The organism is Candidatus Tisiphia endosymbiont of Nedyus quadrimaculatus (assembly GCF_964059235.1).
Classification (GTDB): domain Bacteria; phylum Pseudomonadota; class Alphaproteobacteria; order Rickettsiales; family Rickettsiaceae; genus Tisiphia.
Genome location: NZ_OZ060452.1, coordinates 481,132 through 506,078, shown reverse-complemented (window position 1 = coordinate 506,078; position 24,947 = coordinate 481,132). Strand labels below are relative to the sequence as shown.

The window sequence follows — 24,947 nt, the reverse complement described above, 5'->3', positions numbered from 1 at the left end:
ATAAATGGGCATTCCAAAAACAAGTCCGAGATTTTATGTCAAGGCTCTAGAAGCCGTAAGAATGAGTGGATAACTCCAAGGATTGCGTGGAATGCGAAAACTATTATGGCACTAGATGCCGAATAGGCTCTGTCCAAAAAACTGTGTAAATTTCGAAATAGGTTATATATAAAAGTATAACAAAAAAGGAAATTACATGAATAAAAAAACTAATGAATCAATAAAGCAAGCAGTAGATTTATTAATAGATAATGATACAGATGTAAGTACAATACTGAAAGAAGGAGGTTTATTAAAAGAATTGACCAAACGTTTAATAGAGAAGGCACTGCAGTCAGAAATGAATAATCATCTAGGCTATGATAAATACAGTCGTGCAGATAATGATAATGCTCGTAATGGTATAACTAGCAAAAAACTGATCTCCGAACATGGAGCTGTAGAAATAGAAGTACCAAGGGATAGGCATAATACCTTTGAACCCGCAATACTACCAAAACGCCAGAAACGTTTTGATGGTTTTGACGATAAAGTACTATCATTATATGCTAAAGGCATGAGTATATCTGATATTAAGATTCAGTTACAGGAGTTATACAGTGTTGAAATAAGTGAAGGCTTAATCAGCCAAATTACTGATGATGTAATGGATGAGGTTAAAGCTTGGCAGAGTCGACCATTAGAAGAGATATATCCGATAGTATTTTTTGATTGTTTAGTAGTAAAAGTCAGGCAAGATAAAAGGATAATCAATAAGGCAGTATATGTTGCATTAGGAATTGATTTATCTGGTAAAAAAGATATATTGGGATTATGGATCAGTGAAAATGAAGGGGCAAAATTTTGGCTCGGTAATTTTACCGAAATGAAAAATAGAGGGCTAAAAGATATACTGATTGCCTGTAGCGATAATCTTACTGGTATGTCTGAGGCAATAGAAGCAGTTTATCCAAAAACAGAACATCAATTGTGTATTGTACATCAGATTAGAAATAGTTTAAAATATGTGTCGTATAAAGATAGGAAGCAACTGTCTAGCGATTTAAAGCCGATATATACTGCAGTAACGGAAGAACAAGCCCATTTAGCTTTAGTATCTTTTGAAGAAAAATGGAATAAACAATATCCACAAATTGCCAAATCATGGTATAATAATTGGGACAATCTAATGATTTTTCTAGGGTATCCTGAGTCAATTAGAAAGGTAATTTATACAACTAATTCAGTTGAATCTGTCAATAGTCAATTGCGTAAAGTAACAAATAATAAGCGGGTTTTTCCTAATGATAATGCTGTTTTTAAAAGTTTATATTTGACAATTGACTATATGACCAAAAAATGGACTATGCCCATTCCAAACTGGAATGAAGCTATGGCTCATTTGATGGTTAAATTTGAGGATAGGCTTAACAAAATTTAATGACCTATTTTTTCGAATTTACACAGTTTTTTGGACAGAGCCGCCGAATATATGACAGCTTATTTTTTTATTACTCCCGCATCATTTTTCTTATTGACTTACTTACTCGTCCATATATGACAGCTCTGGGTAGTAACTACAACTGTAGTATTAGCGTAGTTAATAATGGGAAATGGTATAACATCCTTTATGCTATTTTTCTAGATTCCCGCTGTTGCTAAGAATGACATCGTTTTGCAAGTCTAATTTTAACAGTCTATCTTCCAAGAACATATACAAAAGTGAACAAAAACAACCATACTACATCGACAAAATGCCAGTACCAAGCTGCAAATTCAAAACCCAAATGACCATTACCTTTCACAAAGTCACCTCGCCGCACTCTATAATAACAAACGCTTAAAAATATAGTGCCAATTATTACGTGAACTCCGTGAAAACCTGTTGCTAAGTAAAAATTAGAAGAATAGATTCCATCTTTAAAACCAAAAGCTGCATGATGATATTCATAAGCTTGCATTAAACTAAAAAATACCCCAAGTATTATGGTAAAGCCAAGAGCGGTCACACAATCCTTTTGGTTATTTTCCTCAAGAGCATAATGCGCCCAAGTTACTGTTGTACCGGACAACAAAAGAATCAATGTGTTAATAAAAGGAATGTCAAAAGGATCAAATGTTTGAATACCAGCAGGAGGCCATACACCAGGCTTTACTACCCATACACCATCTAGCATTCCTACAGGGAAAAGGTTTGCTTTAAAAAATGACCCAAAAAATACAGCAAAAAACATTATTTCTGACAAGATAAATAGTGCCATACCTATCCTTAAGCCAATTCTTACTGGCTGCGTATGATGTTTTCCAATTAATCCCTCTTTAATTACATCACTCCACCATGAATATAAACAAAAAATCACTGAAAGAATACCAGCCCCAAAAACATATTCACCAAATCTATATGCATGCATAAACATTATGCTACCGCTAGCTAAAAGCAATAAGGCAAATGAAGTCAGGATTGGCCAAGGACTCGGATCAACAAGATGAAATAGATGTTGTTTTTCTTCTACAGAAACAACATTATTGTTTTTAATAGATCTATGTAACATAACAAACTCATAAGCAATTCACTGCTTGGTTATTTTATGCTATCTTCTGTAAATATCAAGAATATACTCAACAGGGTAATTAAAGGGTCGCGATCAGTAGTTGTTATAAACATAAGTTTAACTACTACTGATGATGTTATTCCTAGCTAACCTCAAGTATTGATGTAAGACATCGGTTTAATAGCCTAGGGTGTCCCTGGCTCTCTCTTGATGTCATCCCTGCGTAAGCAGTGGTCTAAAAAAATAGCATAGAAGGTATGTTATATAGTTTTAGATCCCAGCTTTCGCTGGGATGACATAATGGCGGTGACATCACCCCTAATGGCGATGATTACTTGAGCCTACTATTAATTTATTACATCAATATTAACGTTGGTGTTTTTGATCCACGCGGAAATGACATCAAAAACTTATTGCATTACAATCCTTTTAATACTGGTTAGTTGCCTTTTAAACCGTTCTAACAACTATTAATTGTGATTTTTATTAGAACCCAATTACAATTAATACACCTCAGGAGGAGCGTGTGAAAAATCTGAGCCTCTTCCATCACACGGTACTTCTTGAGCCAAAGCTTCTTGACCACAAGTACTCGGAAACGAAGCATAATCATTATCAGGTATAAACATCTTACTAAAAGAGCTAAGAAGCATATTTTGAGAATTAGTTAACTCAGGTATCTCATCCGTATGATTACCGCTGATGATTGAGCTAATCCGACCGGATAGAGCCTCAATTTGTGTATTATCTAATACTTGTAAGAACATTTCTAGAAGCTGAGATTCCCTAGGAGTTAAAGTACTCAAGCCTTTTTGTAGAGTTTCATATTGACTATCATCTAAATCTTTAATCAATAATTTTTGTCTATCACATTCATTCGATATTACGCGATTACTAACAGTACTGGCAGCATTATTATCTTGCCCTTCATCATCAGTATTATCACTCGCTACTAACGCACTAGAAACATTAGATTCGTCAATATTTGCTGCTTTTAAGCTCTCTTCTCTATTTACACTTTCAACCAATGTTTTACAGAGATTCTCAAGTAATTCTTTGTTATTTTCTACATATTGCTTACCAATTTCTTTTAATTTAGCTATATTATCCGGCTTAACATTATCCAATTTCTTACATTCTTTTGGTATAGGAATTAAGATCTCTGTAAATTGACCAGCTTCTGGTAAATCTTTTTTAACTTCATTTGTAGCACTACTTTCGGTAGCTTTCGTAATTTTGCTTACTATGTTTCCTTTAGTTACCCAACCTATCGAACCATCCAATTTTTTTGATGGTATCTCCATTTCTCTATTAGTGTGTTCAAAATTGATAGAACAAATCGTCGTATGTTTTAACATTTCTACTTGTTTTTCAATAGTTAGCCCTTCTTTCAGCACTCCTAGAGTTGATGCTGCTGGACGATTAGCACTTAAGCCTCCATCGACAAAAGCATAAGGTACTCCAGCATCATAGCCAAAACCACCTACACCCTCTTTATTAACAACAGCTTTAAAATAAGTAGGAGCTGCCGTAGTAGCAAGAACTACCTCTTTTGTTAGTGGGCTGTTAGGGGCATGACTATCAAAAACTTTATTAGGATCATTTTTGCCACTTACGTCAAAAACAGGTATAATAACGCGACTTATAGCCTCATCCAATGTACTATTACCCAAATATTTTTCTAACATTGCTTTAAGAGGTTTTTGACTATATTTATGGCTGAATATGTTACCGATTGGCCCATTAAAATACCACTTTTGTGGAAAAATATCAGCAGCAGTATTTTCAAATAGTTCTAAAGCTTGTTTTGCTGAAAAAAGCGGTTCTGTTGACCCCTCTTCTTCAGGGATGGTCAATAAAGCTGCAATTAATCCCCCAACACTAGTACCCGCAATAAAATGGAACAATTTAGATATAGGCATGCCTGTATATTCCTCAATCGCTGCAAGTATAACCAACACAGAAATCCCCTTAATTCCACCACCTGAGATAGAGAGTCCCCTATATTCTTTTATTTTATCTATTCCTCTCTCTTGTATTTCATCTATTTTACCCAATTTTGTTCCACCTATGTCGCTCATAATTATAACTCACTAAAGTTAATAAAAAATATTTATACAACATCCATAGTGGGAGACCTTGTCAAAAAAATCAAGCAATAGATGATGAAAACTACTAATTATTATCTACCTAATATTGTATAATAACCACTATATACTAAATAGCAATTAACTTTTTTGTAATATATGTAGCTTGTCACAAAAAATAAAATTATTTTACACTTTATAAGTTGATTAAGTGGTCTATAATCCGATTTAATTAAATTTGATTGATAAGATCTAGATGCGCAAACCTAAATCCGTTTTTTTATCAGCAATTTCAGGCAATATACTGGAATATTACGATTTCACAGTATATTCAGTATTTGCATCAGTAATTGGTCACACATTTTTTCCTTCAAGCTCAGAATTTTTACAAATATTGTTGGCTCTTGGGGTATTTGCAGCAGGATTTATTACTAGACCAATTGGTGGTATATTTTTTGGTTATGTTGGCGATACATATGGAAGGCGTATAGCCTTAATTATTTCCATGCTTGGTATGACTATACCAACATTTACTATGGGACTAATTCCTTCTTATCATGACATAGGAGTTTATGCACCGATAATATTAACCATAATGCGTCTTTTTCAAGGCTTATGTATTAGTGGTGAAGGGGCTGGGGCTGCTATTTTTATTCTAGAACATCATCAAAATTTACGACCAGGTTTTACTGCTGGTTTAGTACATGGCTCAAATATTGCTGGTACGTTAATAGCCACTCTTGTAGGAATTATTATTGAACAATATTTTTATCATTTTGATTTTGCTTGGCGTTTTGCATTTTTACTAGGCGGAGTTATGGGGCTTGTTGGTTTCTATTTACGTCTTCGTGTATCAGAGACTCCAATTTTCAAAATGTTAGCTGAACAAAAGAAAACTTTAAAAGCACCTTTTATCAACGTAGTTAAAACAGCTTGGAAAGCGATGTTTTTAACCTGTTGTACAGGTGCAGTTGCTAGTAGCGTCGTCTATTTAGTAAAAACCTATATTATTGTGTATTACCATGATGTTATGCACCTTGATAATACAATTGCTCTTACTTATATGTTATATGCAAATTTTATATCGATGGTATCTATGCCATTATTTGGTGGATTAACTGATATTATTGGAAAATTTAAGACTTTAGCTTTAGTAAGCTTAGCGATCTTGATATTGGCTTTACCTATTTTGTTATCTATGTCATTACCGTTCATGTGGCAACAAATTCTAGCACTAACTATCTTAGGTATTCTTAGTGGGGCAATAGCTGGGGCAGCCTATAGCTTTATTATATCTTTATTTACTCCTGAACAAAAATTTTCAGGGGTATCTTTTAGTTATAATTTGGGTATTACCTTGTTTGGCGGAACTTCTCCTCTGATTTCATGTTGGCTTGTTGCAAAAACAGGCTTGTTTTATGCTCCTGCCTTTTATATTATGACTACTTCTAGTATATTTTTAGTTATCATTTATTTTATGAGAAATGAAATAAGATGTTTACTTAGTAGGAATTCTTTCAAAACTAGCAAGAGATAATAAGTTGTTTTAACACTCCCACTATAGTGATGGTATAAATTACTATGACCAGCAACAGAGAAAAAGCAGTAACATGGTTTACAAATTTACGTGATCAAGTATGTACTGAATTCGAGAAAATTGAACTTGAATATAGTAAGGCGAAAGGTTTAGCTCCTGCAAGATTCATACGATCACCATGGGCTCGAAAAAACGGCGGTGGTGGCGTAATGTCTGTAATGCGTGGTAACTTATTTGAAAAAGTTGGTGTTAACATTTCTACAGTTTTTGGGGAATTATCTCTAGAATTTAGTAAAAATATACCGGGTACTGGAGATAGTAGACAATTTTTTGCTACTGGTATTTCTATCGTTGCTCACCTTACTTCTCCATTAATACCAGCAGTACATTTTAACACACGCTACATTGAAACTACTAACCATTGGTTTGGCGGTGGTGGAGATCTAACACCATTTTATTCTAATGAAAATGAGACGACAAAATTTCATAATGCTTTTAAACATGCTTGTGATAAACATGATCCAAATTATTATCCTAAATTTACAAAACAATGTGATGAGTATTTTTACTTAAAACATAGAAATGAGCCAAGGGGAGTAGGCGGTATATTTTATGATTATTTAAATACTGGAAATTTTAATAATGATTTTTCTTTTACTAAGGACGTAGGACAAGCATTTTTAACAGTATATCCTGAAATTGTTAGAACAAAGATGCTACTGCCTTGGACTAATGAACAAAAGGATTATCAATTAGTGCGTCGTGGTAGATATGTTGAATTTAACTTATTATATGATCGTGGGACAATGTTTGGCTTAATGACAGATGGCAACGTTGAAGCAATATTAATGTCTCTGCCCCCAGAAGTACGCTGGTAGCCTTATAATCCCTAGATTTTTAAGTATTTGGTGCATTCGATTGGATTCGAACCAACGACCTCTGCCTTCGGAGGGCAACACTCTATCCAGCTGAGCTACGAATGCTTAATCTTAAGCAAATATGGGGCGAATGACGGGACTTGAACCCGCGACCCTCAGATCCACAATCTGATGCTCTAACCAACTGAGCTACATCCGCCATGTAACCTGCGTTAAAGTAAATTATTATTACCCGTAAGTCAAGTATATTCAACTCAAATTACCATGACTTAATACATTTATTTTTAGAGTTTTTGCTGTCATAATTATATGATATTATTTTACTAATTCATCTAACTTACCTTCTTTCTCAAGTTTATGAAGAGTGTCACAGCCACCAATATGCTTATCATTAATAAATATTTGTGGTAATGTACGTTGTCCATTAGCTTTAGCTTGCAACTCTAACCTTTGCTTGTCACTATAATTGTCTACGATTATTTCTTTGTAAGATATATTTTTTCGATTAAGTAGTTTTTTTGCCTTAGTGCAATAGGGGCAATATGTTAATGTATAAATTATGACGGTGTATAGAATAATTTTGTGCATAATTGTTATCCTATTTTATAGTTATAAAACTATTATCCACATATAATAAACTTTTAGCAAGTTACAAATTAATGATCAATAAATTTTCAATAGTATCTAAATATAGTCCAGCTGGCGATCAGCCAAGAGCAATTAATGAAATCGTTAAAGGTCTTGAATCTAGAATGCGTTCACAAATACTCTTTGGTATTACTGGTTCTGGTAAGACCTTTACTATGGCAAATATTATTGAGAGAACCGGTAGACCATCGCTTATTATGGTACATAATAAGACATTAGCTGCCCAAATTTATTCAGAAATGAAGGCAATTTTTCCCAATAATGCCGTTGAATATTTTGTATCATATTATGATTATTTCCAACCTGAAGCATATATTGCAAGAACCGATACTTATATAGAAAAAGATTCTTCGATAAATGAACAAATAGATTTATTAAGACACTCTGCCACTAGGTCACTGCTGGAACGTCGGGATGTAATTGTTGTATCCTCAGTGTCTTGTATTTATGGTCTTGGTTCACCAAATCTTTATTACCAGATGACAATAAGCCTTAAGTCTGGGGAAACTTATGCTAGAGATAAATTGCTTAATGACTTAGTAAATTTACAATATGAGCGTAATGATGTGGGGTTTGAACGCGGTACGTTTAGGGTAAAAGGTGATAATATTGACATATTCCCAGTACATTATAACGATAAAGCTTGGCGATTGTCATTCTTTGGTAATGAACTTGAATATATAAGCGAATTTGATCCGCTTACAGGTGAAAAATTAGCTAAATTAGATCAAGCTGTGATTTATGCTAAGTCCCACTTTGTAACACCTAAAGAAGTAGTACAAAATGCTATATCGCAAATTGAAGAGGAGTTACAACGACGCTTAGAATTTCTTAAAGCACATGATAAATTAGTAGAGGCTCAAAGATTAAATCAGCGTACCCAGTATGATATGGAGATGATGATGGAAACTGGCAGTTGTAAAGGTATTGAGAATTACTCTCGATTCCTGACTGGTAAAGCAAATGGGCAGCCTCCGCCAACCTTATTTGAATATTTGCCTAAAGATGCTTTACTATTTGTCGACGAAAGTCACGTATCTGTCCCGCAAATTAGAGCAATGTATAATGGTGATAGGGCAAGGAAAGAAGTATTAGTGGAACACGGCTTTCGCCTTCCATCAGCCTTAGATAACAGACCACTAAAATTTGAAGAATGGCAAGATTTTAGACCTCAGACGGTTTTTGTCTCGGCAACACCTGGGCCTTTTGAATTGGAAGAAACAGCCGGGATTATGGTCGAACAAATTATCAGACCAACGGGACTACTAGACCCAGAATGTATTATAAAACCAGCGACTAACCAAGTTGAAGATTTGATAAGCGAGATTCAATATACGATAAATAAAGGATTCCGTGTTTTAGTAACAACATTAACTAAAAAAATGTCAGAAGATTTAACAAATTATCTACAAGAGTTAGGGTATAAAGTATCATATTTGCACTCTAATGTTCATACTCTTGAACGTATGGAAATCATAAGAGATTTACGCCAAGGTACTATAGATATTATTGTTGGTATTAATTTATTGCGAGAAGGTTTAGATATTCCAGAATGTGGACTTGTTGCAATACTCGATGCTGATAAAGAAGGTTTTTTGCGTTCTGAAGTCTCATTAATTCAAACTATCGGCAGGGCTGCAAGGAATAGTCAGGGAAGGGTAATACTCTATGCAGATCGCAATACTAAGTCTATTGATAAGGCAGTAAGTGAGACATATAGGAGAAGGAAAATTCAGGAGGAATATAATGAGCAACATGGTATAGTACCGCAGACAATTAATCACCATATCCATGCACTAATTGAATTAGAAAAATTGGATAGTAAGTTAGATAATAAAAAACAAACTCATATATTATTGGACAATCCAGTGAAATTGAAAGCTCATATCGATAAATTAAAGAAGGAAATGTATGCAAAGGCTAGTAATTTAGAATTTGAACATGCGGCAAAAATACGAGACCAAATTAATATGCTGGAAGAAGCTGCCTTAGAGTTAACTTAATTTAAAGTACTTTCTGTTCCAATGGTCTATCTAATTAACCTCAATTCGGGATAAGAATAAGCCTTTTAAAGAATGAGTAATAGTAATGTACTGGTTAGGGGATGAAAAAAATAAGCAATACCGCAAAAATAATGAAAACAGCTATTAGTGGATCATAAAAATCTGTTATATTTATAGATATAACCGATTTTGGAATAACTTGTTATATCGAATTCAGGTTAACAGAGATAATTACGATATGTTTAATTTGTTGGTAAAACAAGCTGTTTTGTAAAATTGGAATATTCTATATGTATACTAAAAGATTAGAAGCATCTGTAATGCATGATATCTTAGTCCAACTTGATAATCTTGGTTGGATTGTCGATGAAAAAGACCCAAAATGTAACGTCTTTCAGCAAAGAGTGAAACTTACAAAGCAAAAAGAATTACTTAACGGTAAAATACCTGACTTTGTACTATACAAGGAAGGAAGTAATGAACCAATAATAATAATTGAGGCAAAAAAACCGAATGAAAGTATACAATTAGCAATGAACCAAGCATTGAATTTGTATGCTAAACCACTAAATACACCTCTTATATTTGCTTATAATGGAAGTTATATTGAAACACAATATTTGTATAATGGACGTAATCTTAAAATTGACGGGGAAGATGTAAGGCAATTTATAAATCACCATACGGCACTCAGATTTGTTAATGAGGGCTCTGAAATACTATCTGCGGTAAATTTTATTCAGCATTCAAGAGATGAACTTATTAAAGTATTTAAAAGTGCAGCTAATTTACTAAGAGAGGATGGATTACAAGCTGGTCTTGATAGATTTGGGGCATTTTCTGATATTTTGTTTTTAAAAATTCTTGATGAAATTTCTGTTCTAAAGATGTGTGGAAGTGAAGAGAATACATTAGATGAGTATCTTAGATGGAGTTCATTTACTAAGAGAAAAGGAAAAGAATTGTATCAATATGTAAAAGATGTTGTTTGGATTAAGATTAACGAGAAATATGGCGATATTTTTAACGAAGCATTCCCTATTAGTTCACCTGATATTTTTGAAGAAATTATTTGTGAGCTTTCAAAACTTAACCTTACAGCTTCAGATAGTGATGTGAATGGTGATGCTTTTGAGTATTTTTTAAAAAATGCTTACCAAGGCATCAAAATTAAAGATTTAGGCGAATATTTTACACCTAGAAACATTGTAAGAACAATGATAAGTATGGTTAATCCTAAAATTGGTGAAACCATTTATGACCCTTTTTGTGGTACAGGAGGGTTTTTAATTGAAGCGTTTAGATATTTAAAAATCAGAACTTCGTTTAACGATGAGATGCAAAATATTCTAAGAAAAAAAACAATTTACGGTTCTGAGATTACTGTAAATGCAAGAATTGCAAAAATGAATATGATTTTGTTCGGAGACGGACATAGTAATATCAAAAAACAAGACACCATTTCTGATTATGTAAATCAAAAATATGATATTGTAATTACAAATCCACCATATTCGCAACAAACAAGGTTTGGGTATTTATATCCCATTCAATCAAATAATGGTGACGCTATTTGTGCTTTGCATTGCTTTGAAGCTTTAAAACTAGGTGGTAGAGGTTGTTTACTTGTAAAAGAAAATTTTCTTTCAGAGGGGGGCGATGTTGGAAAGGTAAGAGAGTATATTTTTAATAACTCATCAAATGTTTCTATTGTTTCATTGCCAAGAAAGCTTTTTGAACCTTACACACCAACAAAAACAAGCATTGTGTATTTCGAGAAAAACAGAAAGATATCAAACACGTTCTTTTTTGCAGTTAATGCGGTTGGTCATGAACTTGGTTCAAGAAAGAAGCCAATTAAGGACAATGATTTGCCAGCTGCACTTGATGCCTTCAATAATAAAAAGACTGTTTTGGAAATTGAGTCTGCTATAATAGCATCAACTGAAGTCACCAAGAATGCTTATAGTTTATGGATTTATGATTATTTTGATATTTTTGCTAATTTAAAAGGCGATATTATAAAACTTGGTAATTATATTGAGGAGATAACAGAAAAAACAGAGCCGTCTTTACAACCAATTACAGATTTTAGAATTTTAGGTGTAAGTAATAGTATTGGTGTTTTTGACAATGAAATTTTAAAAGGTGAGGACATAAACCAAAAATACAAGCAGGTTCAAGCTGGAGATTTGGTATATAATCCGCATAGGATTAATGTTGGTTCTTTAGGTTTAGTCTTTAAGGATTTAAGTGGTGGTTATGTAAGTGGTATTTATATCGTCTTTAGAGTTTTAAAAAAATTCCAAGATACTCTACCATCCGAATATTTATTACATATTTTAAAGTCAAAATATTATTTATCCATTATTGGCAAATACGATACAAAGTATGGAGCTGTTAGAGCAAACTTAACTTATGAACAGCTTTGTAATATACACATACCATTACTTAAAAAAAATGAAATGAAAGAATTTTTAGAAAAAATAAGTAAACTAAATAATATCACGGAAGAATTTCAGAAAATTAAAAATAATCTTAAAGAATCTATACATAAAATTTTACCTCATTTATGAATTAAATATAATTTCAGATTATTTGACATAAAGTAACAAATTACATACTATACCGCAACTAAATATGTCTTTGGAGAAAACATGCAATCAAATCGGTTATATTTATTTCGAGATACGCGTTTTTTGCCTATCTTCATAGTACAATTTTGTGGTTGTCTGAATGATAATATACTAAAAAATGCTCTAATTATATTAATTACCTATAAACTATCTAGCCAACTGATGGATTTAACCCAATTGCTTGTGCTAGCTGCTAATACTATTTTTGTATTACCTTTTGTAATATTTGCAAGTATTGCAGGACAGGTGGCTGATAGATATGAGCGATCAACTTTAGTTAAAATCATTAAATTATTTGAACTAGCTATAGTGCTTTTTGCTACTTATGGATTTTTTTACAATGGTTTAGTTATACTTTTTTTATCTATATTTTTTATGGGTATACATTCAACATTTTTTGGACCAATAAAATATAGTGTTCTGCCGGATCATTTATACCAAAATGAGTTATTGGGAGCTAATGGATTTGTTGAGGCAGGAACATTTATCTCTATTTTAATTGGAACTATTATTGGAGGGTACTACACTATAAGCGGTAATCTAATAACTATTAGTTTGATAATTATTGCTATAGTTGGCGTTGTTTCTAGTTATTTTCTGCCAAAATCAAATAATTCTAACTCTAAAATTAAAATAAATTTAAACTTATTTCGTGAAAGCATAGAAATGATTAAATATGCTAAAGCTAAAAAACAAATATATTTAGCGATTCTTGGTATATCTTGGTTTTGGTTTATCAGTGCAGCAATACTTGCCCAAATCCCATCTCTTGCTAAAGATACTTTTGGAGCAGATGAAAATGTCGCTAATTTGTTCCTTGCAACATTTTCAGTTGGAGTAGGCATTGGTTCTTTTTGGTGTAGTAAGATTTTTGAAAATGAAATTACCACAAAATATGTTTTTGTCTCGGCAATTGGCATAAGTATATTTGGCATTGATCTGTTTTTTGCCAGTCGAATTAGTGCAATTCATTATGAACCGGAACAGTTAAAGAGTATATTTGTCTTTTTATCTAAAAGGCATAATTGGCGGATTATTATAGATTTATTTTTTATAGCTGCTATAGGAGGTCTATATATTGTTCCACTTTTTGCGTCATTACAATATTTTAGCTCTTCAGCTCATCGTAGTAGAATAATTGCTGTAAATAATTTTATTAATGCTATATTTATGGCTGTGTCTACTGCAATACTTTCATTGCTATTCCATTGGGGATATTCGATACCATTTGTTATATTATTTATTAGCCTACTTAACATAGTAGTAGCTTATTATATTTATCAATTAATTCCTGAAGTAAAAATAGTACCTTTTGCTGTTATCCGAAGTATTTTGAAATTTATTTTTGATTGCATGTATAGAGTGGAAGTTAAAGGCATTGAAAATTTTTATAAAGCCGGCAAAAGATCAGTAATTATAGCTAATCATATTTCATATATTGATCCTGCCTTACTTGCAACCTATCTACCTGAAGAAATGACTTTTGCCATTAATACAACTATAGCTAAAGCATTGTGGGTAAGACCATTTCTAAAAATGGCAAAAACGCTGTCGGTTGATCCTACTAATGCAATGGCTATAAAAACTTTGATTAGAGAGGTACAAAAAGATAAAAAAATTGCTATATTTCCCGAAGGAAGAATAAGTATTACTGGTTCCTTAATGAAGATATATGAAGGACCTGGCATGATTGCTGAGAAATCTGATGCAACAATTCTACCTGTAAGAATAGATGGTACACAATTTACTCATTTTTCCAAACTTAAAAACATACTAAAAACACGGATATTTCCTAAGATTACTATCACTATTCTACCACCAGTAAAATTTCCTTCTAAGCCGAATATAGATAACAGGGAAAAGCGTAAATATATAGGTCAGGCTCTTTATGATATCATGGCTGATATGATGTTTGAAAGCTCTGATTATCAGAATACTATATTTCAGTCTTTAATTGAGACAGCAAAAGCTTACGGTTTTAACAAAAAAATAATACAAGATATTGATGATAAATCTGTTACCTATCGCCAATTAATATTGGGGTCTTTTACTTTAGCAAATTTAATAAAACAGGATACGGAAGTAGCTGACTATGTAGGTCTTATGCTACCTAATATGGTTGAAACTATTGTTACTTTTTATGCTATGCAAGCCTGCTGCCGTCGACCAGTTATGATTGACTATATGAGTGAGGTTAGCAATATAGTGGATTCATGTAAAACAACGTCAGTTAAAATAGTATATACTTCAAAACAGTTTGTCGAAAAAGCTGGATTACAGGAAGTGGTGGCAAAAATCTTAGCAGTCAATATAAAAATTATTTACCTTGAAGATTTTACACAAAGAATTGGTTTATATTTAAAAATTAAGGCTATTATTGCCAGCTTCTTCCCACAAAGTTATTACAACAATATATGTAGCAGTTATGATGATAATGATCCGTCAGTTGTAGTATTTACTTCGGGTATTTCAGCAACGGCTAAAGCTGTAGTATTATCACATAGGAACTTGCAGGCTAATAGATGCCAACTTCTAGCTAAGGTACATTTTAGTCCTGATGATTTTGCCTTTATGGCTTTACCGCTTTTTCACTGTTTTGGTTTATCTGGAACAATAATGATGACACTCAATGCTATACCAGTGTTTCTTTACCCGTCTTCTCTGCATTATAGGAGTATTCCTGAGGTAATATACGATATCGGAGCAACAATTATGTTTGGTACGGATATATTCTTGCATGGTTATGCTGTCTATGCTCATCCTTACGATTTTTATTCTATAAGATACGTATTTACCAGTAGTGAGAAACTGAGAAAAGAAACAAGGGAATTATGGCTTGATAAGTTTGGTATAAGAATTTTTGAAGGATATGGTACGTCAGAAACATCTCCAATAATATCTTGTAATACCCCAATGCATTATCGTGCTGGAAGTGTAGGGCGTTTGATGCCTAAAATAGAATATTATATTAGACCAATTCACAATAGACCTCTTGCAGAATTTGCTTCTGCTGAGGGATTTAAAGAAGCCACGGAGTTTCGGCTCGCAGCGTACTCAAATGTATGTGAGGAGCAGAATACCAGTAGCACAAATAAATTATACTCAAATGATTTGAAGAATGGGGGCAACAAACAAGGGGTGAGCGGACTAGACGTAGTAAACCGTTGTTCGTACGCGAATTCCCCGCAAGTATTTGCAAAAGCCAATTCTTCAAAGCAGAAGAGTATACCAACAGAAGTAGAATTATGCGATAGGTCTATTGGAATAGAGGGGGTAGGACAACTATTCATCAAAGGACCAAATATTATGCTTGGCTATATGCACTCTAATAATCCCGGAGTTATCCACCCTACATCATCAGAAGAATTGGGTTTGGGATGGTATGATACTGGAGATATCGTAAAAATTGATGAAGGCGGATATCTTACCTTATTAGGCCGTATTCAGCAATTTGTTACAATAGAAGAAGTAATTTCGCTGATATTAATAGAGGATTTAGCTAATATGATCGATGTTGATAGTAAGCATGTTGCTATTTGCCCTGATGATGATAAAGACAGACAGATTTTTCTCTTTACCACAAGTCAGACCATAAATAGCGAGAAATTCATAGAAATAATGCATAAAAATTCAATAGACTCAAACCAAAAGAATATACCAGTTATTATCCCTGTTAAAGAAATACCGATTCTACCAATAGGTAAAGTAAATTATCGACAAATAACTAAAATGCTTGAAAATTATAAAAAAGTAACTAAAATGCTGAAATAAGGTAGGGAGCTATGTAAGTAATGGTGCTTATGTGACCGAAACGATGTCATCCATGCGTAGTACTATAGTAAATCAAATTGGATTGGGTGATAAAGAATATAACGATTGCAAGTTGTCATTCTCAGCAACGGCGGGAATCTAAAAAAATGGCCTAAAAAACTATTAAACATTAGATCCCAGCCTACGCTGGAATGACATACTAGCGATCCACGCAACAATGCCTACGCAGGTCTGACATCAATACAGGAATGGTATCTAGGTCGCTTAAGTTACGCGAATTCGGGATAAGAATTAACTAATTCTTATCCCGAATTGGGGTAAATTGACACCCATGTACTATATAACTTGGACTAGTAAACCATTTATAACAAACTAATCTATTTAATAGAAAAATATTATGCATAATGTTGTTGGTAAAGTATTATTGATTATTGTTGTTGTTCTTCTAGCATTATTTGCTTATAAAACTATGAAGACTCCTAGTGCTTCTACTACGGTTTCGATTAACACTCTTGATCAGCAAGTGTTAGACAGAAAAGAAGAAGTAGAAAAAACCGAGAAAATTATCAAAGAATATTTGTTAAATAATCCTGAAATAATCATTCAGGCAATAGAAGGTCTTCAGCAACGTAAAATGCAAGAAATGGAAATAAAAACTAGCGAATATATAAAAGATAATAAATCTGAAATAGAGGATTCTCTTACATCTCCTGTACTTGGTAACCCGAATGGAGATGTAGTCATCGCTGCTTTTTATGATTATAATTGTAGTTATTGTAAAAAAGGTCATAACTTTATTAACCAGTTAATCAAATTAGATACGGGGGTTAAAGTCGTTTTAAAACCATTCCCGATTCTTGGTGATGCATCTAATTATGCTGCAACTATTGCTTTAGCTGTTTATAAAACCACTCCAAATAAGTTTCAAGATATTCATGATGGTTTAATGGTCTTAAAATCTATTACCAAAGAATCTGTAGAAAAATTGTTACTAGTAAATGATCTAAATCCTGAAGTAATTGCGGAAGAAATTAATAAAGATGAAATAAAAAATCTCATCGACAAAAATGTTAAGTTAGCAAAGGGTTTAAAAATACAGGGAGTACCTGCTTATATTATTAATGGTAAATTAATAGCAGGAATGGTAGATCTAGACCAATTGCAGACGATAGTTGCTAATATACGAAGTCAAAATAAGTAGTTTCGGTGTCATCCAAATAACAAAGCCAGTTCGATATAAGAATTAATAATTCTTATATCGAACTGAGGTTATGTTAGGTAGTTATTTCTTAGAAACCGTTTGGCAGTTCATATTTAGGTTGATAACCGCATAATATGAAGTTATAATGTTTATTACAACATTCACACAAATTAAAGAAACTTATGTCTAGATTAAGCTTAGATGTTTCGGATGAATTCCACCTTAAGCTAAAGATGCTTACCACTTGGAAAGGCATTAGTATAAAGGATTTTGTAATACAAACATTAAACAAACAAATTGAATTAGAATATAAGCCTTATGTATCCAAAAATGTATTGAATGATGAAACCATAAAAACTATAGAAGAATCACATCAAGGTATTAATTTAAACTCTTATGATTCGAAGGAAGAATTTTTTAAGCATCTTGATAGATTACAAGAGGAAGTAGAACAAGAAGTAGCCAAAGAAGGCAAATAGTGACCTTTAGAATACTTTCTACCAATAAGTTTGACAAAGAATTTAAGTTAACCTGAATTCGATGTAACAAGTTAATACTAGACCCAGTATCATCTCTATTGTGGGTGATGTCACCCCTGCGTAGGCAGGGGTCTAAAGAAGTAGCAAGGATTAAGTGCTTAAACATTTTTAGATCCCACACCGAAGCAGGGATGACATCGAGCGTGCAGAGAATAATAATTATTCTTACATCGAACTGAGGTTAATTTAACAATCAGATGCAGAGCCGTCTCAAATCTGATTGTTTCTATAATTTCACCGAATTTGGGATAAGAATTGACAAATTCTTATCCCGAATTCGCGTATTATGTAAAAACATAAACAAACTATTAGAAGCAGTTTGTTAGGAACTCCACACTTGATATGCTATGCGATCAAGTTCATAATGGAAGAAACAAAAAAGTAAAAAATGCTTGAAAATCAATATGTTAGCTAATTGTTTCCTAGAAGAGTATACACCTAATAACTCAAAATCAACATATCTCGATCTATTCTGAAACCTTTAAAACGCTCTAATAACGACATGCCGAGTAACGATACGTCAAGACCGCCAGTACCTATATGAGCTTCAACATTTCTAAAAAAGCTCCTCTACCAATCTCAACACTATTTAATCTCACGGGAGCAGCCTTACTCGTACCATTAGCTGTAGAGTAAGTTCTAGTGTAATTTAGTTTTGATAAGTCAAATCCTAGCATTTTAGCATCACTAATAGTAAGAGCAACATCACTTGCTCCGGTATCAATCATAAATTTAATTCTTGTTCCGTTTACCACGGCATTAATGTAGAAATGCCCATCGTTACTACGACTAATTACTAATTCCCCTTGTTTATTGACCCAATTATATGATGGTATTAGTACGGATATGACTCTTTGAGCGACGTAATTTAATTCAAACTTGAAAGCATAACCAGTAATTATAATTAAGAAGATTCCGCCCCAAGTTAATAATTGAATAGAGAGTATCTTTATACCTTGTTGACTAAAGGAATTATAAACTATACTAATAATCACCAAAATCATTATAAAACAAGTTATACTTTTCTGGTTGTCCCAAGAGAAACCAAGAAGTTGTGCCTCTATCAGTTTATGTACAAAGAAGGTAATGATAGTACTAATACAGAGAATAATAATTAACTTTACAAGACTTTTTTTACTCACATTAAATCACCTATATTCTCTAAAAATAATCTTGCTCTATGAGATTTGGGTTTTTCAAAAAATTCTACTGCCGGCTGATCAGCTAAAACTTGCCCGTGATCCATAAAAATTATCCTATCGGCTATGGCTTTGGCAAATTTAATATGATGAGTAACTACAATCATAGTCATTTGACTTTTAAATAAAGATATAATTTCAATAATATCTTTAATATTTTCAGGATCTAAAGCTGAAGTAGGCTCGTCAAATAACATTATTTCTGGATCCATCATCAAGGCTCGGCAAATCGCTACTCTTTGTTTTTGCCCCCCAGATAAATTGACAGGAAAGGCGGTAATTCTTTGTTTTAAACCAAATTGTTCTAATAATTTCTCTGCCTTAGCAATGGCAGCCATTTGCTTCATTCCTAAAATATTAACAGGAGCATATATTAAATTATCTTGGACATTTAAGTGCGGGAAAAGATTAAAAGCTTGAAAAACCATGCCAATTTTAAGACAAAGCTTCCTTTTATTTTTTTGCGTCAATTTTTTGTCATCAATTAACACATGCCCACTAGTAGGAACTTCTAAAGCATTGATAATTCGCAATAAAGTGGATTTACCACTACCAGAAGATCCTATAATCGCTATAGTTTCCTTTTTCTTGAACTCAAGACTAATATCTTTAACAGCATAGGTTTTGCCATAGTTTCTTGAAACCTTATCGAGTATTATCATACTAAACTATAAATTTGTAACCATCATATAGAGGTTTTATATTACTTGGCAATATTTTTGATATCTCATGGTAATCAATAAAATGATTCATATTCGTTAATAATATTTGTTGAGGCTTATATTCATCGTTCCACTGTAAAATTTTATCTAATCCTGCATGGCAATCATTAGATTTATACGCCATACAGTCTAATATCCAAACATTGATATTTTTCAAGAATGGTTTAGATTCTGCCGGAAAAGCTAGCACATCACTAGAATATACAAAATCATCCATTCTAATACCTAAACTATCTATAGGACCATGATGTTGTCTGAAGAATTGTACATCTATGGTATTAATTTTAAATTTTGCAAAAAAATCTACCGGTCTTGCAATCAGTTTATCCGGAGCAAATAAATGTTGGTGACGATTCTCAGTTTTCAATGCTGTGCTACTGTCAGAAAAAATTTCTAGTGGTGTTTTTTGGAAAAATGGAAATACACGTAAATCATCAATACCGTTAACATGATCTGCATGATAATGGGTTAATATAGCACCGTCCAATTTTTTAATCTTTTCTCGCATTAATTGATTCTTGATATCAAAACCAAAATCAACAAGAATTTGACTATTACCATCATCGATGTATATTGATGATCTAGTTCTTTTATTGTAACTTGAAGTAGAAGTGCATATATTGCAATCACAATTAATTATCGGCATACCAAGTGATGAGCCACATCCTAGCACTGTTATTTGTAGCATATACTTAAACCAAACAAAATTGAAATTGAAAATGTTTGAACTTTTATATAATTTCCATGGCCTTAATCAAGAGATATTCTTGTGGATCAATAGAATTACTAACCATTTTAGCATAATAGCTTATATTCTACAAATTATCTCTTATTGTTTTAATATTACCAACTTTGCTATCGTTTATTTTATATATTGTGGATATTTCTATATCCAGTTAAAAAAGATTCAAGATTTTAATCAGCGTCAGATCAAATTTTGGTCTATATATAATAAAATGGTAATGATTGGTATAATTTATGCTACATTCGGTTGTACTTATGCTCTATTTAAGTTTTCAGTTAATATAGCTAGACCATTTTGCTCATTACCTCTTAATAGTTTTGTAACAATTGCTAATGTTGAACTTGAAAGATGTTTATCTAGCTTTCCAAGTAGTCACTCCGGATTAGCATTAATGGTGTCTTACTGTATTTGGCCATATATAACAATGGGGCAAAAAATTATAGCCTTTTTGATTATTTTATTAGTGGCAGTCTCACGTATTACTCTTGCTATGCATTACCCAGCTGATATTATTTATAGTTTCCTTATCACCATAATGATTATAGTGGTTAGTAAAATGATTTTTAAAATTTTTACCAACAATTTAATAAAATGGTTTGGTGAAAGGATTCTTTCTCTATTATATCATTATTTTCTAGACCATTAATAGTAATAGTAATTTTTATTTTGAATAAATTTCACTTATGTTTTATAGTAGCAAGATACTAAAAAAATTCTTATATAGCTTCAAATTTATGCAAAATATGGAAATTATTGAGACTATCTCTACATCCGTATCATGTTTTGGCAAAGAACCACCTTTTGATCATCCAAGAGTTTATTTGGAGATTGATTCAACTAAAGGATCTATTGTGTGTCCTTATTGTAGTAAAACATTTGTGTTAGTAAGTAATGAAGATAAAACTCCTATCAGATAGTACTATAAACCGCATCGCTGCTGGGGAAGTAATTGAACGACCAGCTTCGGTGGTAAAAGAACTAGTTGAGAATGCTATTGATGCAGCTAGCACTAAGATAGATATCATGCTTGAGCAGGCAGGGAAAAATCTTATTATTATTTCTGATGACGGAATAGGCATGTCTGAGGAAGATCTAAAAATTGCCGTAGAACGTCATACTACTTCTAAACTTGATGAGTCAGATTTACAAAATATTCACACTTTTGGCTTTCGCGGAGAGGCATTACCTTCAATAAGTTCTGTAAGTAAGATGTTGATTACTTCAAAGGCACGTGGGGCTGATAGGGCTTATCATATACAATCTAGCGGTGGACATAATAAAGAGATTAAACCTACCATTCATAACGAGGGTACTAAGATTGAAATACGTGATTTATTCTTTGCTACCCCTGCAAGACTAAAGTTCTTAAGATCTGATAAAACTGAATTGGCAGCTTCGGTTGATGTAATCAAGAAAATTGCATTAGCTCATCCTAAAATCAGCATTAATTTATCTCATGATGGCAAAAACATCATAAAAGTAAAAGGTCAAGATGGAAATTTTGATGATCTTTTAAAACAAAGAATAATTGATATATTGGGTTATGATTTTATTGAAAATTCTGTCCATATTAATCTACAAAGACCGGAAATATCAGTATATGGCTTTACCAGCCTTCCTACCTTTAATAGGGCTTCTGCTGAGGATCAGTTTTTATTTGTTAATAATAGACCCGTTAAGGATAAATTACTACAAATCGCTCTAAGACTAGCTTATCAGGATTATTTAGCTCGGGATAGACATCCAGTTTCAGTTTTGTTTCTACAGATAGATCCCCACATGGTTGACGTTAATGTGCATCCTGCTAAAACAGAAGTAAGGTTTCATGATCCTAGTACCATACGGGGATTACTGATAAGCTCTATCAAAGATGCCCTTGCCATTAGAAGTCATATGGTGTCAACGAATATTGCCACAACTGCCTTAGGTCTTTTTCGCAATACTACTACTGCTAATAACTTTGTTAAAACAAATAAGGCATCCCAAAAGAACCCTACCTCTTCTTCCAACAAAGTATATCCAAATGGTTTGAGTATATCTGATAATATCAGTACTTATAAGGCTCAAAATTTAACCATTCCTAGGCACAATGATAGTTCTAATGTTCAGCAACAATTAATAAAGACAGACCCACATGCTAAAGTAGAAGTGCTAGAGGATGATATCCTAGACCTAGATTGTAATAATAAACCTCTTGCAGAATTCGCTTCTACTAGGGAATTCGTAGAAGGATTGAAACCTCGCCCTTCAAACAATACGGCAAATTCCGTTACGGATTCAAGTCTAGCACCATTGCCTAAATTACCAGCAGAAGTAGAGTTATGCAAAAAGCCTAATGTTGCACTCGGAGCAGCGAGAGCCCAACTGCACGGCACTTATATAATATCACAAACAGCAGATAGTATTATTATCGTAGATCAACATGCAGCACATGAGCGTTTGGGATACGAGAAAATTAAGCAAATGATAAGTAACAATGGATTAATTAAGCAACGATTACTCATGCCTGAGATAGTAGAATTACCGGATGTCAAAAGAGCTGATTTATTGTATAATAAAAAGGAGGATCTTTCTAAATTAGGTTTAAGCCTAGAGAAATTTGGCGAGCGATCCATCATTGTATCAGAGACTCCAAGCTTACTTGGAAATACCGATATAAACCAACTTACCCAAGACTTGGCAGATAATTTATCTGATCTTGGTGAAAATATTTCCTTGATTCAATTGATTGAATATGTTACAGAAACCTATGCATGTCATTATGCTATCAGAGCAGGTCGTAAATTATCTTCTGAAGAAATGAATGAATTATTAAGACAAATGGAAAAAACCCCATTTTCTGGTCAGTGTAATCATGGTAGACCAACTTACATCGAACTCAAACTCAAAGATATTGAGCGATTATTTGGACGTAGGTAACCTGAGGTTAGGTAGGTTTTAAACTGTATAAAAAAATAATGTAATGTCTAACTATCATAATATATTCGATCACCATATAACTAGAATTAAACAAGAAGGAAGATATCGTGAATTTGTGCCTGTTCAAAGACAGGCAAATAACTTTCCATCTGCTTGGTATTATGATAAAAATATTGTAATGTGGTGTATTAATGATTATCTTGGTATGAGTAAGCATCCAGATGTTACCAAAGCTGCGTTAGATGCTACATCCAAATATGGCATTGGTTCTGGTGGTACAAGAAATATAGGTGGCAATAATAGCAGCATAATAGAATTAGAGAAGGAACTAGCAATCCTACATAATAAAGAATTAGCTCTAGTTTTCACTTCCGGTTATGTTGCCAATGATACTAGCCTTGCAACACTGGCAAAAATAATGCCTAATATAGTTTTTTTCTCAGATGAGTTAAATCACGCTTCTATTATTTCCGGTATCTGTAATTCAAAAGCTGAAAAACATATTTATCGGCACATTGATACTTGCCATCTTGAAGAATTACTCAAAAAGGTAGATATTAATAGACCGAAGGTTATTGTTTTTGAATCAGCTTATTCTATGGACGGATTATTTTCACCAATAGAAAAAATAGTGAATTTAGCTAAAAAATATAATGCTTTAACCTTTATTGATGAAGTACATACAGTTGGTCTGTACGGCAAGCATGGTGCTGGCGTTGCCGATCTTCAGGGTTGTGCTGATAAAATTGATATAATCCAAGGAACACTCGGTAAGGCTTACGGCACTATTGGTGGTTATGTTGCAGCCAATCGTCAAATTATCGATTCTATAAGGCTTACTGCACCAGGTTTTATATTCACCACCTCTCTACCCCCAATTATTGCTTCAGCAGCAACTGCCAGTATTCGTCATTTAAAAAATTCTAATATAGAGAGGGAAACTTACCAAAAGGTAATAGCCAAGGTAAAAGAATCTTTTGATAAAGCTAAAGTAAATTATTTAAAAAATGATAGTCATATTATACCAATAATTATTGGTGATCCAATTAAAGCCAAACAAGCCTCTGAAATGTTGTTGGACAAATATAATATTTATGTTCAGCATATTAACTTCCCAACAGTACCACGTGGCACAGAACGTTTAAGAATCATTCCAACACCTAACCATACCGACCAAATGATTCAGGATCTTACCACAGCCCTTGTTGAAATTTTTAGCCTGCTCGATATATCACCATCAATCAATTCTTACTCTATAATAAAATTACCTTTACACCCTGCAGCGTAGTATAATATTAGATCTCTTTCGAAATTCGCTTATGCTGAGGAATTTAAAGGAGTCACGGAACGCAGAACCGCAGCGTACTTAAATGTACGTGAGGATTCGAGTACCGGAGCGACGAATAAATTACCAGCAGAAGTAGAGTTTCGAAAGAGATCTATTATACCATTTCCCATTATTAACTACGCTATTTAGTGCTACAGTTGTAGTTACTACCCAAAGCTGTCATTCCCGCGTAGGCGGGAATCT

Annotated in this window: 17 protein-coding genes, 2 tRNA genes and 2 pseudogenes; 13 read left to right on the top strand and 8 right to left on the bottom strand. The window is 33.1% G+C overall.

Translation table 11 applies throughout. The annotated features are described in order from the left end of the window. Window positions 1-196: 196 nt before the first annotated feature. The gene (locus AB3211_RS02540; protein WP_367363880.1) at window positions 197-1,420 is read left to right on the top strand and encodes an IS256 family transposase; all 1,224 of its coding nucleotides are present in this window, start codon (window positions 197-199) and stop codon (window positions 1,418-1,420) included. Window positions 1,421-1,676: 256 nt separating this feature from the next. Here AB3211_RS02540 and AB3211_RS02535 read toward each other — a convergent pair whose 3' ends face one another. Together AB3211_RS02535 and AB3211_RS02530 are read right to left on the bottom strand one after the other, a co-directional pair. After that, a complete protein-coding gene (locus tag AB3211_RS02535) occupies window positions 1,677-2,531 on the bottom strand; it encodes a cytochrome c oxidase subunit 3 (protein ID WP_367364583.1) in 855 nt (284 codons plus the stop codon). 503 nt (window positions 2,532-3,034) lie between these two features. After that, window positions 3,035-4,612 carry a patatin-like phospholipase family protein gene (locus tag AB3211_RS02530; protein ID WP_367364582.1) on the bottom strand — a complete coding sequence of 526 codons (1,578 nt, stop codon included), beginning with the start codon at window positions 4,610-4,612 and terminating at the stop codon, window positions 3,035-3,037. 262 nt (window positions 4,613-4,874) lie between these two features. On the opposite strand from AB3211_RS02530, the gene AB3211_RS02525 reads away from it, so the two are divergent. Together AB3211_RS02525 and hemF are read left to right on the top strand one after the other, a co-directional pair. Continuing rightward, a complete protein-coding gene (locus AB3211_RS02525) occupies window positions 4,875-6,155 on the top strand; it encodes an MFS transporter (protein ID WP_367364581.1) in 1,281 nt (426 codons plus the stop codon). A 44-nt stretch (window positions 6,156-6,199) separates the two neighbouring features. Further along, window positions 6,200-7,033: an oxygen-dependent coproporphyrinogen oxidase gene (gene hemF / locus AB3211_RS02520; protein WP_367364580.1), complete on the top strand. Its 834-nt coding sequence runs from the start codon at window positions 6,200-6,202 to the stop codon at window positions 7,031-7,033. A gap of 28 nt (window positions 7,034-7,061) precedes the next feature. Here hemF and AB3211_RS02515 read toward each other — a convergent pair. The 3 genes from AB3211_RS02515 to grxC all read right to left on the bottom strand — a co-directional run bounded on the left by AB3211_RS02515 (window position 7,062) and on the right by grxC (window position 7,621). Then, window positions 7,062-7,138: transfer RNA gene (locus AB3211_RS02515), tRNA-Arg, on the bottom strand. A 17-nt stretch (window positions 7,139-7,155) separates the two neighbouring features. Further along, a tRNA-His gene (locus AB3211_RS02510) sits at window positions 7,156-7,232 on the bottom strand. Window positions 7,233-7,348: 116 nt separating this feature from the next. Continuing rightward, the gene (grxC, locus tag AB3211_RS02505) at window positions 7,349-7,621 is read right to left on the bottom strand and encodes a glutaredoxin 3 (protein ID WP_341754140.1); all 273 of its coding nucleotides are present in this window, start codon (window positions 7,619-7,621) and stop codon (window positions 7,349-7,351) included. Window positions 7,622-7,695: 74 nt separating this feature from the next. Here grxC and uvrB point away from each other — a divergent pair, with 74 nt between their 5' ends. The 5 genes from uvrB to AB3211_RS02480 all read left to right on the top strand — a co-directional run bounded on the left by uvrB (window position 7,696) and on the right by AB3211_RS02480 (window position 17,771). Beyond that, window positions 7,696-9,684 carry an excinuclease ABC subunit UvrB gene (gene uvrB, locus AB3211_RS02500; protein ID WP_367364794.1) on the top strand — a complete coding sequence of 663 codons (1,989 nt, stop codon included), beginning with the start codon at window positions 7,696-7,698 and terminating at the stop codon, window positions 9,682-9,684. Window positions 9,685-9,974: 290 nt separating this feature from the next. Further along, entirely contained in the window at window positions 9,975-12,260 is a 2,286-nt protein-coding gene (locus tag AB3211_RS02495; RefSeq protein ID WP_367364579.1) for an N-6 DNA methylase, read from the top strand. A gap of 81 nt (window positions 12,261-12,341) precedes the next feature. Continuing rightward, window positions 12,342-16,091, top strand: a complete 3,750-nt coding sequence (locus AB3211_RS02490; protein ID WP_410521604.1) for an acyl-[ACP]--phospholipid O-acyltransferase — start codon at window positions 12,342-12,344, stop codon at window positions 16,089-16,091. 397 nt (window positions 16,092-16,488) lie between these two features. Further along, window positions 16,489-17,292: a DsbA family protein gene (locus tag AB3211_RS02485; RefSeq protein WP_367364578.1), complete on the top strand. Its 804-nt coding sequence runs from the start codon at window positions 16,489-16,491 to the stop codon at window positions 17,290-17,292. Window positions 17,293-17,474: 182 nt separating this feature from the next. Further along, window positions 17,475-17,771 carry a hypothetical protein gene (locus AB3211_RS02480; RefSeq protein WP_367364577.1) on the top strand — a complete coding sequence of 99 codons (297 nt, stop codon included), beginning with the start codon at window positions 17,475-17,477 and terminating at the stop codon, window positions 17,769-17,771. Window positions 17,772-18,269: 498 nt separating this feature from the next. Here the strand turns inward: AB3211_RS02480 and AB3211_RS02475 are convergent. The 3 genes and pseudogenes from AB3211_RS02475 to AB3211_RS02465 all read right to left on the bottom strand — a co-directional run bounded on the left by AB3211_RS02475 (window position 18,270) and on the right by AB3211_RS02465 (window position 20,398). Then, window positions 18,270-18,973: pseudogene (locus AB3211_RS02475) on the bottom strand (TIGR02281 family clan AA aspartic protease). Then, window positions 18,970-19,692 (bottom strand): amino acid ABC transporter ATP-binding protein, encoded by a 723-nt coding sequence (locus AB3211_RS02470; RefSeq protein WP_367364576.1) that lies wholly within the window; start codon window positions 19,690-19,692, stop codon window positions 18,970-18,972. Before AB3211_RS02470 ends, AB3211_RS02475 begins: the two are co-directional and overlap by 4 nt. 1 nt (window position 19,693) lies before the next feature. Continuing rightward, window positions 19,694-20,398: an MBL fold metallo-hydrolase gene (locus AB3211_RS02465; protein ID WP_410521614.1), complete on the bottom strand. Its 705-nt coding sequence runs from the start codon at window positions 20,396-20,398 to the stop codon at window positions 19,694-19,696. 73 nt (window positions 20,399-20,471) lie between these two features. Here AB3211_RS02465 and AB3211_RS02460 point away from each other — a divergent pair, with 73 nt between their 5' ends. From AB3211_RS02460 to AB3211_RS02440, 5 genes and pseudogenes are all read left to right on the top strand, one after another. Further along, window positions 20,472-21,143 (top strand): phosphatase PAP2 family protein, encoded by a 672-nt coding sequence (locus tag AB3211_RS02460; protein WP_367364574.1) that lies wholly within the window; start codon window positions 20,472-20,474, stop codon window positions 21,141-21,143. Between the two features lie 97 nt (window positions 21,144-21,240). Then, the gene (locus AB3211_RS02455; protein WP_341753834.1) at window positions 21,241-21,414 is read left to right on the top strand and encodes a zinc-finger domain-containing protein; all 174 of its coding nucleotides are present in this window, start codon (window positions 21,241-21,243) and stop codon (window positions 21,412-21,414) included. Continuing rightward, window positions 21,389-23,416 carry a DNA mismatch repair endonuclease MutL gene (gene mutL, locus AB3211_RS02450; protein WP_367364573.1) on the top strand — a complete coding sequence of 676 codons (2,028 nt, stop codon included), beginning with the start codon at window positions 21,389-21,391 and terminating at the stop codon, window positions 23,414-23,416. The genes AB3211_RS02455 and mutL overlap by 26 nt, the downstream gene beginning before the upstream one ends. A 43-nt stretch (window positions 23,417-23,459) precedes the next feature. Further along, complete coding sequence (hemA, locus tag AB3211_RS02445) at window positions 23,460-24,704, top strand: 5-aminolevulinate synthase (RefSeq protein ID WP_367364572.1); 1,245 nt, start codon at window positions 23,460-23,462, stop codon at window positions 24,702-24,704. A gap of 3 nt (window positions 24,705-24,707) precedes the next feature. Then, window positions 24,708-24,860: pseudogene (locus AB3211_RS02440) on the top strand (palindromic element RPE1 domain-containing protein); the annotation flags it as partial. Window positions 24,861-24,947 lie beyond the last annotated feature (87 nt).

Coding starts and splice junctions, on each gene's coding strand:
- AB3211_RS02540 (WP_367363880.1), top strand. CDS start 197: ATGAATAAAAAAACTAATGAATCAATAAAGCAAGCAGTAGATTTATTA.
- AB3211_RS02535 (WP_367364583.1), bottom strand. CDS start 2,531: ATGTTACATAGATCTATTAAAAACAATAATGTTGTTTCTGTAGAAGAA.
- AB3211_RS02530 (WP_367364582.1), bottom strand. CDS start 4,612: ATGAGCGACATAGGTGGAACAAAATTGGGTAAAATAGATGAAATACAA.
- AB3211_RS02525 (WP_367364581.1), top strand. CDS start 4,875: ATGCGCAAACCTAAATCCGTTTTTTTATCAGCAATTTCAGGCAATATA.
- hemF (WP_367364580.1), top strand. CDS start 6,200: ATGACCAGCAACAGAGAAAAAGCAGTAACATGGTTTACAAATTTACGT.
- grxC (WP_341754140.1), bottom strand. CDS start 7,621: ATGCACAAAATTATTCTATACACCGTCATAATTTATACATTAACATAT.
- AB3211_RS02495 (WP_367364579.1), top strand. CDS start 9,975: ATGTATACTAAAAGATTAGAAGCATCTGTAATGCATGATATCTTAGTC.
- AB3211_RS02490 (WP_410521604.1), top strand. CDS start 12,342: ATGCAATCAAATCGGTTATATTTATTTCGAGATACGCGTTTTTTGCCT.
- AB3211_RS02485 (WP_367364578.1), top strand. CDS start 16,489: ATGCATAATGTTGTTGGTAAAGTATTATTGATTATTGTTGTTGTTCTT.
- AB3211_RS02480 (WP_367364577.1), top strand. CDS start 17,475: ATGTCTAGATTAAGCTTAGATGTTTCGGATGAATTCCACCTTAAGCTA.
- AB3211_RS02470 (WP_367364576.1), bottom strand. CDS start 19,692: ATGATAATACTCGATAAGGTTTCAAGAAACTATGGCAAAACCTATGCT.
- AB3211_RS02465 (WP_410521614.1), bottom strand. CDS start 20,398: ATGCCGATAATTAATTGTGATTGCAATATATGCACTTCTACTTCAAGT.
- AB3211_RS02460 (WP_367364574.1), top strand. CDS start 20,472: ATGTTTGAACTTTTATATAATTTCCATGGCCTTAATCAAGAGATATTC.
- AB3211_RS02455 (WP_341753834.1), top strand. CDS start 21,241: ATGGAAATTATTGAGACTATCTCTACATCCGTATCATGTTTTGGCAAA.
- mutL (WP_367364573.1), top strand. CDS start 21,389: ATGAAGATAAAACTCCTATCAGATAGTACTATAAACCGCATCGCTGCT.
- hemA (WP_367364572.1), top strand. CDS start 23,460: ATGTCTAACTATCATAATATATTCGATCACCATATAACTAGAATTAAA.